The 15484-nt window shown below is 69.9% G+C and carries 14 protein-coding genes; 12 read left to right on the top strand and 2 right to left on the bottom strand.

Going from position 1 to position 15484, the window contains the following annotated elements; all coding sequences use genetic code 11:
• Positions 1-4: 4 nt before the first annotated feature.
• Both ACE37J_RS01110 and mutL read right to left on the bottom strand, forming a co-directional pair.
• On the bottom strand, positions 5-1144 hold the full coding sequence (locus ACE37J_RS01110) for a DNA recombination protein RmuC (RefSeq protein ID WP_409705705.1): 1140 nt from the start codon (positions 1142-1144) through the stop codon (positions 5-7).
• Positions 1141-2970, bottom strand: a complete 1830-nt coding sequence (gene mutL, locus ACE37J_RS01105) for a DNA mismatch repair endonuclease MutL (protein ID WP_409705703.1) — start codon at positions 2968-2970, stop codon at positions 1141-1143. Before mutL ends, ACE37J_RS01110 begins: the two co-directional genes overlap by 4 nt.
• Before the next feature lie 105 nt (positions 2971-3075).
• Between mutL and ACE37J_RS01100 the strand changes: the two genes are divergently transcribed.
• The 12 genes from ACE37J_RS01100 to ACE37J_RS01045 all read left to right on the top strand — a co-directional run bounded on the left by ACE37J_RS01100 (position 3076) and on the right by ACE37J_RS01045 (position 15483).
• Positions 3076-4617, top strand: coding sequence for a CHAD domain-containing protein (locus ACE37J_RS01100; RefSeq protein ID WP_409705700.1), 1542 nt, complete (start codon positions 3076-3078; stop codon positions 4615-4617).
• Positions 4618-4894: 277 nt separating this feature from the next.
• Complete coding sequence (locus tag ACE37J_RS01095; protein WP_409705697.1) at positions 4895-5683, top strand: LuxR family transcriptional regulator; 789 nt, start codon at positions 4895-4897, stop codon at positions 5681-5683.
• Between the two features lie 111 nt (positions 5684-5794).
• Positions 5795-6424, top strand: coding sequence for an acyl-homoserine-lactone synthase (locus tag ACE37J_RS01090; protein ID WP_409705694.1), 630 nt, complete (start codon positions 5795-5797; stop codon positions 6422-6424).
• A 93-nt stretch (positions 6425-6517) separates the two neighbouring features.
• Positions 6518-7768: a sarcosine oxidase subunit beta family protein gene (locus ACE37J_RS01085; RefSeq protein WP_409705691.1), complete on the top strand. Its 1251-nt coding sequence runs from the start codon at positions 6518-6520 to the stop codon at positions 7766-7768.
• 6 nt (positions 7769-7774) lie between these two features.
• The gene (locus ACE37J_RS01080) at positions 7775-8029 is read left to right on the top strand and encodes a sarcosine oxidase subunit delta (RefSeq protein WP_409705688.1); all 255 of its coding nucleotides are present in this window, start codon (positions 7775-7777) and stop codon (positions 8027-8029) included.
• Complete coding sequence (locus ACE37J_RS01075; protein ID WP_409705685.1) at positions 8019-10946, top strand: sarcosine oxidase subunit alpha family protein; 2928 nt, start codon at positions 8019-8021, stop codon at positions 10944-10946. Before ACE37J_RS01080 ends, ACE37J_RS01075 begins: the two co-directional genes overlap by 11 nt.
• Positions 10939-11484 carry a sarcosine oxidase subunit gamma gene (locus tag ACE37J_RS01070; RefSeq protein ID WP_409705682.1) on the top strand — a complete coding sequence of 182 codons (546 nt, stop codon included), beginning with the start codon at positions 10939-10941 and terminating at the stop codon, positions 11482-11484. The genes ACE37J_RS01075 and ACE37J_RS01070 overlap by 8 nt, the downstream gene beginning before the upstream one ends.
• Positions 11485-11526: 42 nt before the next feature.
• Positions 11527-12117 carry an aspartyl/asparaginyl beta-hydroxylase domain-containing protein gene (locus ACE37J_RS01065; protein ID WP_409705679.1) on the top strand — a complete coding sequence of 197 codons (591 nt, stop codon included), beginning with the start codon at positions 11527-11529 and terminating at the stop codon, positions 12115-12117.
• Positions 12118-12228: 111 nt separating this feature from the next.
• On the top strand, positions 12229-12999 hold the full coding sequence (locus tag ACE37J_RS01060) for an ABC transporter ATP-binding protein (protein WP_409705676.1): 771 nt from the start codon (positions 12229-12231) through the stop codon (positions 12997-12999).
• A 21-nt stretch (positions 13000-13020) separates the two neighbouring features.
• Positions 13021-13755, top strand: a complete 735-nt coding sequence (locus ACE37J_RS01055) for a transporter substrate-binding domain-containing protein (RefSeq protein ID WP_409705673.1) — start codon at positions 13021-13023, stop codon at positions 13753-13755.
• A gap of 37 nt (positions 13756-13792) precedes the next feature.
• Positions 13793-14647, top strand: coding sequence for an ABC transporter permease (locus ACE37J_RS01050; RefSeq protein WP_409705670.1), 855 nt, complete (start codon positions 13793-13795; stop codon positions 14645-14647).
• Positions 14644-15483, top strand: coding sequence for an ABC transporter permease (locus ACE37J_RS01045; protein WP_409705667.1), 840 nt, complete (start codon positions 14644-14646; stop codon positions 15481-15483). Before ACE37J_RS01050 ends, ACE37J_RS01045 begins: the two co-directional genes overlap by 4 nt.
• Position 15484 lies beyond the last annotated feature (1 nt).

Raw genomic sequence — 15484 nt, 5'->3', positions numbered from 1 at the left:
GGCTCTACTCCGCCGCCTTCGGCAGGGCGGCCGGCGGTTCGTCGAACTCGAAGCTTTCGAGCTTCGCGGCGCGGCCGCCGGCCTTCGATGCGCTGATCTTGATCTTCTCGACGTCCTGCCGCGCCTGCTCGAAATGCCGGTCGAGCGCGCCCACGCGGTCAACAAGCCGGTCCACATCCGCGGTCAGGAGCGACAGTTCGCGCCGGATCGCCCCCGCCTGCTCCCTCATCCTTGCATCCTTCAGGATCGCCCTCATGGTGTTGAGCGTCGCCATGCAGGTGGTGGGGGAGACGATCCAGACCCGGCGCGCGAAGCCCTCCCGCACAACATCCCCGAAATTCGCGTGAAGCTCCGCATAGACGGCCTCGGAGGGCAGGAACATCAGCGCGCCGTCCGCCGTCTCCTCCGCGATGATGTAGCGCTCAGCGATGGCTTTCACATGGGCGCTCACCGCCCCGCGGAAGGCGCGCGCCGCCTCCACCTTCTCCCGCTCCGTCGCGGCCGCGCGCAGCGCCTCGTAGGACTCAAGCGGGAACTTCGCGTCGATGGCGATCGGCCCCGGCGGGTTCGGCAGATGGATCAGGCAATCCGCCCGCCTTCCGTTCGAAAGCGTCGCCTGGAAGGCGTAGGCGTCGGGCGGCAGCGCCTTCGAGACGATGTCGGCGAGCTGAATCTCACCGAAAGCGCCGCGCGCCTGCTTGTTTGAAAGGATGTCCTGGAGGGAGAGAACGTCCCCCGAGAGCTTCTCGATATTGGTCTGCGCCTTGTCGATGGCGGCGAGACGCTCCTGCAATTCGGCGAGGCTCCTCGTGGTGCGCTGCGCGGAGCCGTGCAGGCTCTCCCCCATCGCCTTCTGCACCTCTTCGAGCCGCCGCTCCATCGCCTCGGTGATGCGCGCCTGCCCCGCCGCCTGCGCCTCCGCGACCTGGACGAGCCCGCCCGCGAGCCGGTGCTGCCCCTGGTCAAGCGTCCGCACCGCGCCGCCGAGATCGGAAAGAGCCGCGGCCAGCGGCGCGGTCGCCTCCGCGCTCCGCCGCGCGGCGCGGAGCGCGAGGAGGAGGACGAGGAGGATCAGGAAGGTCGCCGCCCCGCCCGCGGCGAGCGCGAGGGTGAACGGGTCGGAAAGGTCGAAGGAAAGCGTCATCGCCGGCCGAAGAGCCGCTCGATCCCCGCAAGGTCGAGGCTGACGGAGGTGGGCCGGCCATGATTGCACTGGCCGGAATTCGGCGTCGCCTCCATCTCGCGGAGAAGGGCGTTCATCTCGTCCACATTGAGCCGCCGCCCGGCGCGCACCGAACCGTGGCAGGCGATGCGGGAGAGGACGGCGTTGAGCCGCGCCTCCAGCGAGCGCGCCGCCCCGCCCTCCGCCAGTTCGTCCGCGAGATCGCGCAGGAGCGCGCCGGCGTCGCAGTTGCCGAGCATGGCGGGCGTCTCCCGGACGCAGAGTGCGCCGGCCCCGAAACCCTCCACCGCGAGGCCGAGCCGCGCGAGATCGGGCGCGATCTCCAGCACCCGCTCGGCGTCCTCGCCCGGCAACTCGACGATCTCGGGGAGAAGCAGCGCCTGCCCCGCCGCTCCGCCCGTGGCGAGCGCGGCCTTGAGCTTTTCGTAGACGATCCGCTCATGCGCCGCATGCGCGTCCACGATCACCATGCCGGTCCCGGTCTGCGCGACGATATAGGTCTCATGGATCTGCGCCCGCGCCGCGCCGAGCGGGCGGGAGAGCGCCTCCGGAGCGGGCGGCTCCGGCTCGGCGCGCGCGGAGGGCGAGGAAAACTCCCCTGCGAGCTCCCCCGGCCCCTGGAAGCGCAGCGCCTCCTCCCGCAGCATCGGCGTGCCGCGATAGTCCTGCTGATAGGTGAAGGCCCCCGCCGGGCGCGGCGGCGGCGGCGCGAAGGCCCCGAAGCCCTCTGTCGGAACGGAAGCGGCGCTCCGATGCCCCGCCCCCGCCAGCGCATGGCGAAGCGCGGAGACGACGAGCCCGCGCGCCAGCGCCGGCTCGCGGAACCTCACTTCGGTCTTGGCGGGGTGGACGTTCACGTCCACCCGCTCCGGGTCGCAGTCGAAGAACAGCGCGGCGGCGGGCCGCCGGTCCCGGCTCATGAGGTCGGAATAGGCGGCGCCGAGCGCGCCGATCAGCAGCCTGTCCGCCACCGGGCGGCCGTTGACGAAGAGAAACTGCTGTCGCGTCGTCCCGCGTGAATAGGTCGGAAGCGCGGCCCATCCGGTCAGCCGCAATCCCTCCCGCTCCGCATCGATCTCGAGCGCGCTCTCGGCGAACTCGCGGCCGAGGAGCCGCCGCAGCCGAGAAAGCGGGCTTTCCGGCTCCGCGCGGAGGAGGAGGCGCGGCTCGCCTTCGGAGAGGTCGGAGAGGGTGAAGCCGACGCCGGGCGCCGCCATCGCGAGCCGTCGCACCGCCTCAGCCGCAGCCTGCAGCTCCGCCCGGTCGGACCGGAGGAACTTCAGCCGCGCGGGGGTGGCGAAGAAGAGATCGCGGAGCGAGACCTCCGTCCCCTCACCCCGCGCCGCCGGCCGCGGCCGCTCCACCGCCCCGGCGCGCGCCTCGATCGCCCATGCCTCCGCCGCCCCCCTGGCCCGGCTCGTCAGCGTCATCCGCCCGACCGCGGCCATCGAAGGCAGCGCCTCGCCGCGGAAGCCGAGCGTGCGGATGTCGAGAAGGTCCTCCCCGTCCGTCTTTGAGGTGGCGTGGCGCTGGAGCGCCAGCGGAAGCTCCTCCCGCGTCATCCCCTCGCCGTCGTCGCTGACGCGGATCAGCGTCTTGCCGCCGTCCGCAAGGGCGACGTCGATGCGCCGCGCCCCCGCGTCGAGCGCGTTCTCCACCAGTTCCTTCACCGCCGCGGCGGGCCGCTCGATCACCTCGCCCGCAGCGATCCGGTTCGCCGCGGCTTCGGTCAGGAGCCGGATGCGCGGCGGCGCATCGGCGCCGATATTGCGGTCGGGGGCGTTCATGGCGCCAGCCATAGCATGCGGCGGGCGGCGCCGCAAAGGCGCGAGCAAGGTCCGCTTGCCCCTTCGCCCCCTCTGTGGCCATCTCCACCGGGAGGAGGTCAGGGCATGGCCGAAATCGAGCTGAAGCTTCTCGTCGACGAGGCGGAGGCCGCTGCGTTCTGGCGCCGCGCCATCGCAGCCGGGCTCGCGGAGGCGGCGCCGAAGCCGCGGCTCCTCCGGTCCGTCTATTTCGACAGCGAGGATCATGCGCTGAAGCGGGCCGGAATCGCGCTCCGCCTGCGGCGGGACGGACGGCGATGGGTGCAGACCGCAAAAGCGAAGGCGGCGCTCAGCGGCGGACTTTCCCGCGTTGAGGAGTTCGAGGCTCCGGCTCCGGGCGGTCGGCTCGACCTTTCGATGATCGACTCGCCCGCGCTCCGGGAGGAGATCGCCGCCGCCGGCCCGCTCGTCCCGGTCTGCGAAACCTCCATCCGCCGCGCCGCGGGCTTGCTGACGCGGGGGGACGGGCTCAAGGCCGAGCTCGCCGTGGACAAGGGCGAGATCATCGCCGGCGACGCGCAGGCGCCCCTCTGCGAGGTCGAGTTGGAGCTTCTGGAGGGGCCTGTCGCCGGGCTCTACGACCTTGCGCTGGAGCTGGCGGGGGACGGCGTTCTGCGCTTCTCCCGCCTCTCGAAAGCGGCGCGGGGTTACCTGCTCGCCGCCGAGGGGCGGATCGAGAGGAAGCCCGCAGTCCGAAACGCCGAGACGCCGCCCCTTCACGGCGGGATGACTGCGGAGGAGGCGGCGCAGGCCGTGCTCCGTGAATGTCTCGCGCAGATCGCGGCCAACATGGAGTTCTCCGCCACGGCGCAGGATCCGGAAGGGCCGCACCAGCTCCGGGTCGGGCTTCGACGCTTACGCAGCACGCTCTCCGTATTCGGCTCGGCGCTGAAGGGGCCGGAGAGCGCCCGGCTCGGCGCTGAGACCCGATGGCTGGCCGGTGAGGCGGGGCGGCTCCGTGACCTCGAAGTCGCCCTCGACGACGTGGTGGGGCGGGAGGCGGCCGCGAATCCGGGCGAGACGGGTTTCGTGCGCCTCGCCGCCGACCTCCTGGCCGCCGTCGAGGCGGAGCGCGGCCGGCTCAGGGAGACGCTGCGGGGCGAGCGGGCGCGGGCCTTCGTCCTCCATCTCGCCCGATTCGCGGAATGCCGCGGCTGGCTCCTGCCCGAGGACATCGGGCAGACGGCGCGGCTGGCGGAACCCGCGCCCGCCCTCGCCTCCGCGGCGCTGGACAAGGCATGGCGGGCTGCGGCGAAGCGGGCGCGGGGGCTTGAGACGCTGGATGTCGAGGCGCGCCACGAGCTTCGAAAGGCGCTGAAGAAGCTCCGCTACGCAATCGAGTTCGCCGCGCCGCTCTACGGCCCGAAGAAGGTTTCGGCGTTCATCAAGCGCTTGAAAGCCTTGCAGGATATCTTCGGGGACCTGAACGACGCCGCGATGGCGGAGGCGCTCTTCTCCGCCCCCGGCGCGCCGGGCGAGGGCGACCCGGCGGCGCAGCGCGCGATCGGCCGCGTGCTCGGCGCCGCGAATGCGCGGGCGGATGAGAAATGGCGCATGGCGACCACGCTCTGGCGCGAACTGGAGGGCGTGAAGACCTTCTGGCGCTGAGCGCCTCGTCCCTCCGCGCCTCGCAGTTTCTGGGGAGACCGAAGCTGCGAATTTCCGAATGCGAATAAATCCGCGAATATGGAGAACGGGTAACCTTTCGTTAACCTTTCTCACCGGAGTATGACCATGCGGGACTGGATGATGACGACTCTGGCTTCCGTTCGGCGCGCCGCCTCCGCGGCCGGCATGACGGACCTCGCGGACGAGATGGACGTCGCGATCCTGGTGGCCGCCAACGAGTTCGCCGAACGCGGCTTACTGGGCGGGAACGAGCCTCATGTCGAAGGCGCTGGACGCGATCGTGGAGAAGTTGTCAGCCATCCCCGACTTGTCGGGGCTTGGGGACGTCATTGAGGCGATCCGCACGACATACGACGTAGACCATGTCTACTACTACGCCGTCTCGCTGGGCCTCGACACGCCGGTTTTCGAGGACACGCGGGGCGGCGGCCTGACGCGGGACCAGGGCATCTGGCGGCGGGACGGCCGCTCGATCGGCGCACTCTCCTATTCGGCGGACTGGATCCACCACTACTTCGAGGCGAAGTTCGACCTGATCGACCCGGTTCTGAACGGCTCGCTCGGCAGCTTCGCGCCGCTGGACTGGGGCCGGCTCGACTGGTCGGATCCCGGACGCCGACGCTTCTTCAACGAGGCGGGGGAGCACGGGATCGGCAATCAGGGCTACACCGTGCCGGTGCGCGGCCCGGGAGGGCAGTTCGCGATCTTCACCGTGAACAAGGCGTGCGCGCCCGCGCTCTGGGCCAAGTTGCTGGACGATTACCGCTCCGATTTCATGCTGCTGGCGCACTACACGCACCAGCAGGCGCTCCGCTTCGCAGGGACCGCGCGGCAGGACCTCGCGCGCCCGCTCTCCCCGCGGGAGCGGGACGCGCTGCGCCTCCTCGCCGAGGGCGTGAGCCGGGCGCGGGCGGCGGACCGGCTCGGAATTTCGGAGAACACGTTCCGCGTTTATGTAGACAGCGCCCGCCACAAGCTCGGCGCACTGAACGTGCCGCACGCCATTGCCCTCGCCGCCTATCGCGGGGTGATGACGCCGCAATAGCAGGCGCTCAGCGAAGCCCTTGTGAACGCGGGATGAATCCGCAACGCGCGAAAGCCGGCGTGAACCCCGCTCGTTTACCACGATCCTCGTCAAGAAAACGAGGAGCGTGCGATGCCCTTCACGATGATCCACGGCGAGGACCTCGCCGCCTTCCCGCAGCTTCGCGACGAGATGTTCCGCGAGCGCGGCTCGATCTTCAAGGACCGGCTCGGCTGGTCGCTCCGCACCGATGCGGCGGGGCGGGAGATGGACGAGTATGACGGGATGAACCCGCTCTACAACATCGTGACGGATGAGGCCGGCCGGCATCTCGGCTCCACCCGGCTCATGCCGACGACGGGCCGCACCATGATCGCGGATCATTTCGCGGAGCTGACGGACGGCGTACCCGTCTCCTCCGCCGCGATCTGGGAGGTGACGCGCTTCTTCGTCTCGCCGAAGGCCGGGCGGCGGGCCGCGCCGGCGCTGATGTGGGCGGGCTGCGACCTCGCGCTCCGCGCCGGCGTCGACTTCTATGTCGGCGTGACGGGTGCGCATATGGTCCGCGTCTTCTCCGCCTGCGGCTGGACGCCTGAAGTGATCGGGCGGGGGACAAGCGCGGAGGGGGAGATCGTCGCCTGCCTCTGGGAAGTCTCGAAGGCGCAGGTCGAGACGCTGCGCATCCGGGCGGCGCTGCCCGCAGATTGCAGCCCGGTCGAGATCTTCCGCCCCGCCGCGGCCTCCGCCGCGCTCGCCGCCTGACGAGACGCGGCGCCCTGCGCCGCAGCGCGAAATGCGACCGGGCCGCGCCGCTTTCCTCTGGCCGCGGCCCGGCCCGGCGCGCTATTCGGGCGCATGGCCTACTCCTTCCTCTCCATCCTCCGCGAAGGTCTCACGGGCAACCGCGGCTGGAAGCCGGTCTGGCGCGAGCCGGAGCCGAAGCCCCATTATGACGTCGTCATCGTCGGCGGCGGCGGGCATGGACTCGCGACCGCGTGGTATCTCGCCCGCAACCACGGAATCACCAACGTCGCGGTGCTGGAGAAAGGCTATCTCGGCTCCGGCAATATCGGCCGGAACACGACGATCATCCGCTCCAACTACCTCCTTCCCGGCAACGAGCCCTTCTACGAGCAGTCGCTGAAGCTCTGGGAGGGGCTGGAGCAGGACATCAACTACAACGCGATGGTGAGCCAGCGCGGCGTGCTCAACCTCTGCCATTCCGACGCGCAGCGGGACGCCTATGCGCGACGCGGCAACGCGATCCTCATGGCCGGCGCGGATGCTGAGCTTCTGGACCGGGAGGGGGTGCGTGCGCTCTGCCCGTTCCTGAATTTCGACGATGAGCGCTTCCCCATCACCGGCGGCCTTCTCCAGCGGCGCGGCGGCACCGTGCGGCATGACGCGGTGGCGTGGGGCTACGCCCGCGCGGCGGACGGGCGGGGCGTCGACCTGATCCAGAACTGCGAGGTCACCGGCTTCCGCATCGAGAACGGGCGCGTGAAGGGCGTGGAGACGACGCGGGGCTTCATCGGCGCCGGCAAGGTCGCCATGGCAGCGGCGGGGCGCGCGGGCCAAGTCGCGGCGATGGCGGGCCTCAGGCTCCCCATCGAAAGCCATGTGCTCCAGGCCTTCGTCTCGGAAGGCCTGAAGCCGGTCATCCCCGGCGTCATCACCTTCGGCGCCGGGCACTTCTATGTCAGCCAGTCGGACAAAGGCGGGCTCGTCTTCGGCGGCGACATCGACATGTACAATTCCTACGCACAGCGCGGGAACCTGCCCGTCGTGCAGGACGTCTGCGAGGGGGCGATGGCGATCCTGCCCATGCTCGGGCGCGCGAAGCTCCTTCGCTCCTGGGGCGGAATCATGGACATGTCGATGGACGGCTCCCCGATCATCGACAGGACGCCGGTGGACGGGCTCCTCATCAATTGCGGCTGGTGCTATGGCGGGTTCAAGGCGACGCCCGCCTCCGGCTGGTGCTTCGCCCATCTGATCGCGACCGGAGAGCCGCACCCCAACGCCGCCGAAATGCGGCTCGACCGGTTCGAACGCGGCTACGCCATCGACGAGCGCGGCGCCGGCCCGCAGCCGAATCTCCACTGAGGCCCCATGCGCATTCCCTGCCCCTTCTGCGGCCCCCGGATGCTGGAAGAATTCGTCTATATTGGCGACGCCGCGCTGCTGCGCCGCCCGGCCGAGGGCGCGACATGCGACTATGTCTTCCTCCGCGACAATCCTGCGGGGCGGCATCGGGAACTCTGGCGGCATGAAGGCGGCTGCGGCGCCTGGCTCGTCGTGGAGCGGGACGTGACGACGCACGAGATTTTCGGCGCTGCGCTGGCGGAGGCCCGCGATGCAGGTTGACCGGCTCTCGGGCGGCGGGCTGATCGACCGCGCGGCGCCGCTCCCCTTCTCCTTCGACGGCGAGGTCTTCGAGGGCTACGAGGGTGACACGCTCGCCTCCGCGCTGCTGGCCAACGGCGTGCGGCTGATGGGCCGGTCCTTCAAGTATCACCGCCCGCGCGGCCCGCTTTCCGCCGGGCCGGAGGAGCCGAACGCGCTCGTCACCGTCGGCGGCGGCGCGAAGGCCGATCCGAACGTTCGTGCGACCATCCAGGAGCTTTACGCCGGGCTCTCGGCGGCGAGCCAGAACCGCGTGGGCTCGCTCCGCTTCGATCTGATGGCGGTCAACGACCTTCTCCACCGCTTCCTTGGCGCCGGCTTCTACTACAAGACCTTCATGTGGCCGGCGGCGTTCTGGGAGAAACTCTACGAACCGCTCATCCGCCGCGCGGCGGGGCTCGGCGCGCTCTCCGGCATGGCTGATCCCGACGACTACGAGGTGGCGCACGCCCATTGCGACCTCCTCGTGATCGGCTCCGGCCCGGCCGGGCTGATGGCGGCGCTGACCGCGGGGCGGGCCGGAAGGCGGGTGATTCTCTCGGAGGAGGATTTCGCCTTCGGCGGGCGGCTCAATGCGGAGAGCTTCGAAGTCGGCGGCAAGCCCGCCGCGCTCTGGGCGGCGGAGGCGGCGGCCGAGCTTGCGGCGCTGCCGAACGTGCGCCTTATGCGGCGCACGGCTGTCTTCGGCGTTTATGACGGCGCGGTCTATGGCGCGCTGGAGCGGAATGCGGGCCATCTCGGCGCCCCTCCTCCCGGCTTGCCGCGGATGACGATGTGGAAGGTCCACGCCCCCCGCGCGATCCTCGCTTCGGGGGCGATCGAGCGGCCCATCGCATTCGGGAACAACGACCGGCCCGGGATCATGCTGGCAGGCGCGGTTCGCGCCTATGTCAACCGCTACGCCGTCCTCCCCGGCCGCCGCGCCGTGGTCTTCACCGCCTGCGACGACGGCTGGCGCACGGCGCGCGACCTTCGCGCCGCCGGGGCGGAGGTGACCGTGGTGGACGCGCGGCCCGGAACGGGCCGGGACGAAGGCTTCCGCACGATCCGCGGCGGCGCCGTGGTCGATACGGTAGGGCGGCTCGGCGTCTCCCATGTCACGCTCCGGCATCCGGGCGGGACGGAGGACGGAGCCTCGGCCGATCTCGTCGCCGTCTCGGGCGGCTGGTCCCCCGCCTTGCACCTGACCTGCCATCTCGGCGGCAAGCCGGTCTGGCGGGACGACATCGCCGCCTTCGTCCCCGGCCCTGCGCTTCCGCCGGGCATGCATGTCGCCGGCGCGGCGCGGGGGGATTTTACAACCCTCGCCTGCCTCCGCGGCGGCGCGGCGGAGGCGGCGGCGGCGCTCGGGCTCTCGCCCGCAGAGGCGCCGGAGGCGGAAGACGGCGCGGCGGGCGTCGCCCCCTTCTGGCATGTGAAGGGCGGAAGCCGAGCCTTCCTCGACCAGCAGAACGACGTGACGGTGAAGGATGTCGAGCTCGCCCATCGCGAGGGCTTCCGCGCCGCCGAGCACATGAAGCGCTACACGACGCTCGGCATGGCGACCGACCAGGGCAAGACGGCGAACATCCCCGCCCTCGGGATCATGGCGGAGCTGACGGGCCGCACGATCCCCGAGACCGGAACGACGACCTTCCGCCCGCCCTGGACGCCCGTTCCCATCGCCGCCTTCGCCGGGCGGCACAAGGGCAAGCACTTCCACCCGACGCGGCTGACGCCAAGCCATGACTGGGCGAAGGCGAACGGAGCGGATTTCGTGGAGACGGGGCTCTGGCTTCGCGCCCAATGGTTCCGCCGCGGAGCGGAAAAGGGCTGGCGCGACAGCGTGGACCGCGAAGTGGTCGAGACCCGCGGCGGCGCCGGTTTTTGCGATGTGACGACGCTCGGCAAGATCGACGTCAAGGGGCGGGACGCCGGCGTATTCCTAGACCGGCTCTACCGCAACACGCTCTCCACCCTCCCCGTCGGGCGCTGCCGCTATGGCCTGATGCTCAGGGAGGACGGAATCGTCTTCGACGACGGCACGGCGGCGCGGCTTGGAGAGCAGCATTTCCTCGTCACGACGACGACGGCGAAGGCGGTGCAGGTCTTCCGCCATATGGAATTCGCGCGCGCCTGCCTCTGGCCGGAGATGGAAGTCTCCCTCGTCTCCGTCACCGAGCAATGGGCGCAGTATTCCCTCGCCGGGCCGGAGGCGCGTGAGGTTCTGGCGCGGATCTTGGAGCCCGGAACCGACCTCTCCAACCAGAGCTTCCCCTACTTGGCCTGTGGCGCGGCGACGCTGCGCGGCGGGGTCCCGGCGCGGCTCTTCCGCCTCTCCTTTTCCGGAGAGCTGGCGTGGGAGATCGCGGTTCCCGCCCGCTACGGCCATGGCCTCGCGGAAGCGCTGTCGAAGGCGGGCGCCGTGCCCTACGGCGTCGAGGCGCTGGGAGTCATGCGGGTGGAGAAGGGGCATCCGGCCGGGAACGAGCTCGACGGGCGGACGACCGCCGCCGATCTCGGCCTCGCCGCGCTCGGCGCGAAAAAATCCACGGGCTTCATCGGGCGGGAGATGGAGCGGCGGGAGGGGCTCCAGGCGGAGGGCCGGCCCGCGCTGGTCGGCCTCCGCCCCGTCGATCCTTCAGCGAAACTCCTCGCCGGCGCGCACCTGCTCGAACCGAACGCCGCTCCGAAGACCGAGACGAGCCTCGGCTGGGTCTCTTCCGTCGCCTTCTCGCCCGCTCTCGGCGCCTCCATAGGCCTCGCCTTCCTGAAGGGCGGCATGGCGCGAAAGGGCGAGCGGCTGAGAATGTGGGACGGTCTCCGTGGCGCGGACGTCGCGGTGGAGGTCGTGAGCCCCGTCTTCATCGACCCGGAAGGAGCTAGGCTCCGTGGCTGACCGTCCGATCCTCCCCCGCCCCGTCTTTCCGGCCGATCTCTTCCCCGAGGGCGCAGGCCTCGCGCTGCCCGGCGTCCGCTTCGCGGAAGGGTCCGCGCGCGGGCTTGTCCATCTCGCCCGGCCCCGCGAGGCGGGCCTGCCCGGGCCGTGGCGCTGGGCGGAGCATGACGGGCTCGTCCTCATCGCCCTTGCCCCCGGCCAGTGGCTGGTCGAGGGGCCGGAGGCGGGGCTGGAAACCGAAGCCGCCTCCCGCTTCGGCGGCTTCGCAACCGATGTGACGGACGGCTACGTCCCCTTTCGCCTCTCCGGCCCTCTGGCGCCCGCAGTTCTCGCCCGGCTTTCGAGCCTCGACTATGGCGACGAAGTCTTTTCCGTCGGCGCCGCCGCCCGGACGCCGATGATGCAGATCGGCGTCGTCATACGCCGCCTCGCGGATGAGGATGGGCCGGCCTTCGCGATGGAGACGCCGCGCTCCACCGCGCGCGATTTCGCCCATGACGTGCGAGCGGCGACAATTTCCGCAGTATCACGGGAATAGCCGCCGTCGCCCGGCGTTTCCCACGCGGAAAGGAGAAACGCCATGCAATACTTCAAGCTCATCCGCGCGGGCATCAACCCTCAGCCCTTCCTCGCCGAAATCGCGTCGGTCGACGGGGCGTGGGACCTCTCGACAGGCCGGCAGGACAAGATCGCCGTGCAGCGGGAGGCCCTGGCCATCCCGCTGCGCGGCCTGAAGAAATCCGCCATCAACGGAAGGAAGCGCCGCGACGTTCACGAAAGCCGCTGGACCACGGCCTCCGCGCTCTATCCCCGCGCCTGCCGCTTCCTCGAAGAGACGGCGGAGGCGCTGGATTGCCTCCTCAGCCGCGCCAAGATCGTCAGCCTCCCTGCCGGCAAGCGCGTCTATCCGCATATCGACCGCGGCGAGTATTACCGCCTCCGCGGGCGCTATCACTTCGTCCTCCGCTCCACCGCCGGCTCCTGGCTCAAGGCGGCGGAGGAGGAGGTGCGGATGAAGGAGGGCGAGCTCTGGTGGTTCGACAACGACCAGATGCACGAGGCCTTCAACGACGGGGACGAGGACCGGATCCACATGATCTTCGACCTTCTGCCCCGCGCGAAGGCGCATCTCGCCTTCCCCGGCCTCGCCGAGCCCGCGCCCGCCGCCTGAGGCCTGCCGGGCGCAATCCCAGAAATCCCGTCGCGCAGCTCGCCATTGGCGCTTGCGCGGCGGAGCGTTATTGCGCTTACTTCATCTTGCGCTGCAAAATGTGAGGGCTGGGTGAGCGACCGGACCGCGCTCGTCGCGGAGAACATCTTCAAGAGCTTCGGCGAGCTCAAGGTTTTGCGCGGCGTCTCGGTGACGGCGTCCAAGGGGGACGTGATCTCCATCCTGGGCTCTTCGGGCTCGGGCAAGTCGACCTTTCTGCGCTGCATCAATTTCCTCGAAACGCCGGACAGCGGGCGCATCGTCCTCGAAGGGGAGGAGGTGCGCCTCAGGTCCGAGGGCCGGGGCCGCCCGGCGGGGGCGGACCGGAAGCAGATCGCGCGCCTCCGCTCCCGCCTCGGCATGGTGTTCCAGCAGTTCAACCTCTGGTCGCACATGACCGTTCTCCAGAACGTCATGGAAGGCCCCGTTCAGGTTCTGAAGCGGGACCGGGCGGAGGCGCGGGACGAGGCGATGGCCGTGCTGGAGAAGGTCGGCATCGCGGCGAAGGCGGACGCCTGGCCGGCGCAGCTTTCAGGCGGGCAGCAGCAGCGCGTCGCCATCGCGCGCGCCCTCGCCATGCGGCCGAGCGTGCTTCTCTTTGACGAGCCGACCTCCTCGCTCGATCCCGAGCTGGTGGGCGAGGTGCTGAAGGTGATGCGCAGACTCGCCGAGGAAGGTCGCACCATGCTCGTCGTGACGCATGAAATGGGATTCGCGCGTGAGGTGTCCTCCCGCGTCGTCTTCCTCCACCAGGGCGTGGTGGAGGAGGAGGGGCCGCCGGCCCAGGTCTTCGCCCAACCGAAATCCGAGCGCTGCCGGGCCTTCCTCGCCAGCGCGCTGTAACTTGTGAAAGGGAGCCTTCGCATGTGGAAGACGATCGAAGCCGCAGGTATCGCCGCCATCCTCGCGGCGACAGCCGGCGCCGCAGCCGCGCAGACGGTGCGGATGGGAACGGAGGGCGCCTACCCGCCGTACAACTTCATCAACGACAAGGGCGAGATAGACGGGTTCGAGCGCGAGATGGGCGACGAAGCCTGCAAGCGCGCCGGGCTCGACTGCGTCTGGGTGAAGAACGACTGGGATAGCATCATCCCCAATCTCGTCTCCGGCAACTACGACACGATCATCGCCGGCATGTCGATCACCGACGAGCGGGACGAGGTGATCGACTTCACCGATCCCTACATCCCGCCCTCGCCATCCGCCTATGTCGCGCTCGCGGGCGCGGATGTCGACTTCGCCGGCGGCGTGATCGCGGCGCAGACGAGCACGATCCAGGCCGGCCACATAGCGGAGACGGGCGCGACGCTCGTCGAATTCGCGACGCCGGACGAGACCATCGCGGCGGTGCGGAACGGCGAGGCGGACGCGGTGCTGGCCGACAAGGACTATCTCGAACCCATCGTCAACGAGAGCGGCGGCGAGCTTGTCTTCGTGGGCGAAGACGTGCCGCTCGGCGGCGGCATCGGCATGGGCCTGCGGGAGAGCGACGGGGAGCTTCGCGCAAAGTTCAACGCCGTCATCGCGGAGATGAAGGCGGACGGAACGCTGAACGCCATGCTCGCCAAGTGGTTCACCGAGAACACGCCGAAGTGGTGAGAGCGCGCCTGCGCCCCCGTTCGTTCAGGGGGCGCGCATGATCGGCGATTGCTCGGATCCCGCCGCGCTCGAGGGCGCGGCGTGGATGCTCTGCTATCTGACGACGCCGAAGCACATGAATTTCTACTGGAGCTTCCTGACCGTTCTGGGGCTCCTCGCCGTCACCGTGCCGTTCATCATGGCCTTCGGCCTCGCCGGCGCCTTCGCGAAGCGCGCGCGCATCGCGCCCGTCCGCTGGCTGGGCGGGCTCTACACCACAATGGTGCGCGGCGTGCCGGACATCGTGTTCTTCCTCTTCGTGCCCATCGCGCTCGACCAGGGCATCGAATATCTCCGCCACCGGGTACTCTGCCCGGAAATGTCGGGGCCGGTCTGGGTCGGCAACGACTTCGTCGTGTGCGCCGCCGCGAAGGCGCCGCTCTCCACCGCCTCGGCCTTCGTGCATGACGTCTACGGCTTCGCGCTCGCCGTCGTCGCCTACGCCATCGTCTTCGGAGCCTTCGCGGCGAACGTGATCGACGGCGCTCTCCGCGCCGTGCCGAAGGGGCAGGTCGAGGCGGCGGAGGCGGTCGGCATGTCCCCGGGCCAGATCCGCCGCCGCATCGTCCTGCCGCAGATGTGGGTCTACGCGCTGCCAGGCCTCTCCAACCTCTGGATGATCCTCGTGAAGGCGACGCCGCTCCTCTTCCTCCTCGGGATCGAGGACATCGTCTACTGGGCGCGGGAGCTCGGGGGCATGAAGACGCAGGCCTTCGACTACCCGCATCCCGACTGGCGGCTCTGGTATTTCGGCGCGCTGATGATCTTCTACCTGCTCCTGACCTGGGTGAGCCAGATCGGCTTCGGCCGGCTTACGGCGTGGGCCTCCCGCGGCATGGCGGGCGCGCGGTGAGCTGCGCCGAGGCGCTTCACGCCTACGGTCTCCGCGCGATCGGGATCGGGGAACGGCTGCTTCCCCGCTCGGAGATAACGCTCTGCGAGCAGATCGTTCTGATCGGCTCCGGCATGATCTGGAACCTCTATTTCGCCGGTCTGGCGCTCCTGCTCGGCTTCGGCTTCGCCGTCATTCTCGCCCTCGGCAAGGCGAGCGCCTCGCCGTTCGCCGCGCTTCCGGCGCAGGGCTTCGTCTATTTCTTCCGGGGAACGCCGCTCTTCATCCAGTTCTTCTTCGCCTATGAGAGCTTCGTGCTGCTGCCCAAGGTCGGCGTGACGCTCGATCTCGGCTTCGTCGTGATGAATGCGGAGACGGGCTGGCTGACGCGCGCCTGGCTCGGCGCGCTGATCGTGCTCTTCCTCAACACCTCGGCCTATACCGCCGAGATCTTCCACGGCGCGCTCCGCGCCGTGCCGCGGGGGGAGCTGGAGGCGGCGGATTCCGTCGGCATGACAGGATTCCGGAAGTTCCGCCGCATCGTCTTCCCGACCATGCTGCGCCTCGCCTGGCCGAGCTATACGAACGAGGCGATCTTCCTCTTCCACGCCACCGCGCTCGTCTTCTTCTCCAGCTTCCCGGCCTGGCGGCAGCAGGGGGACGCGCTCTACTATGCCGCCTATTTCGCGGAGGCGACATTCAACCCCTTCGTCGCCTATCCGATCGTCGCCGGATATTTCGTCGCCGGAACCGTGCTCCTGATCCTCGCCTTCGGCCTCGTCGGCGCGCGGCTGAACCGGCATCTGCCGCGGGAGGCGCGGGCGAAGTTCCGCTTCCGCCCGCAATTCATCCGCTGAA

This window comes from Pikeienuella sp., from assembly GCF_046290545.1.
In the GTDB taxonomy this organism is placed as follows: Bacteria; Pseudomonadota; Alphaproteobacteria; order Rhodobacterales; family Rhodobacteraceae; genus Pikeienuella.
The sequence above is the reverse complement of the archived record's forward strand: the minus strand, read 5'-3'. Positions and strand labels throughout refer to the sequence as shown.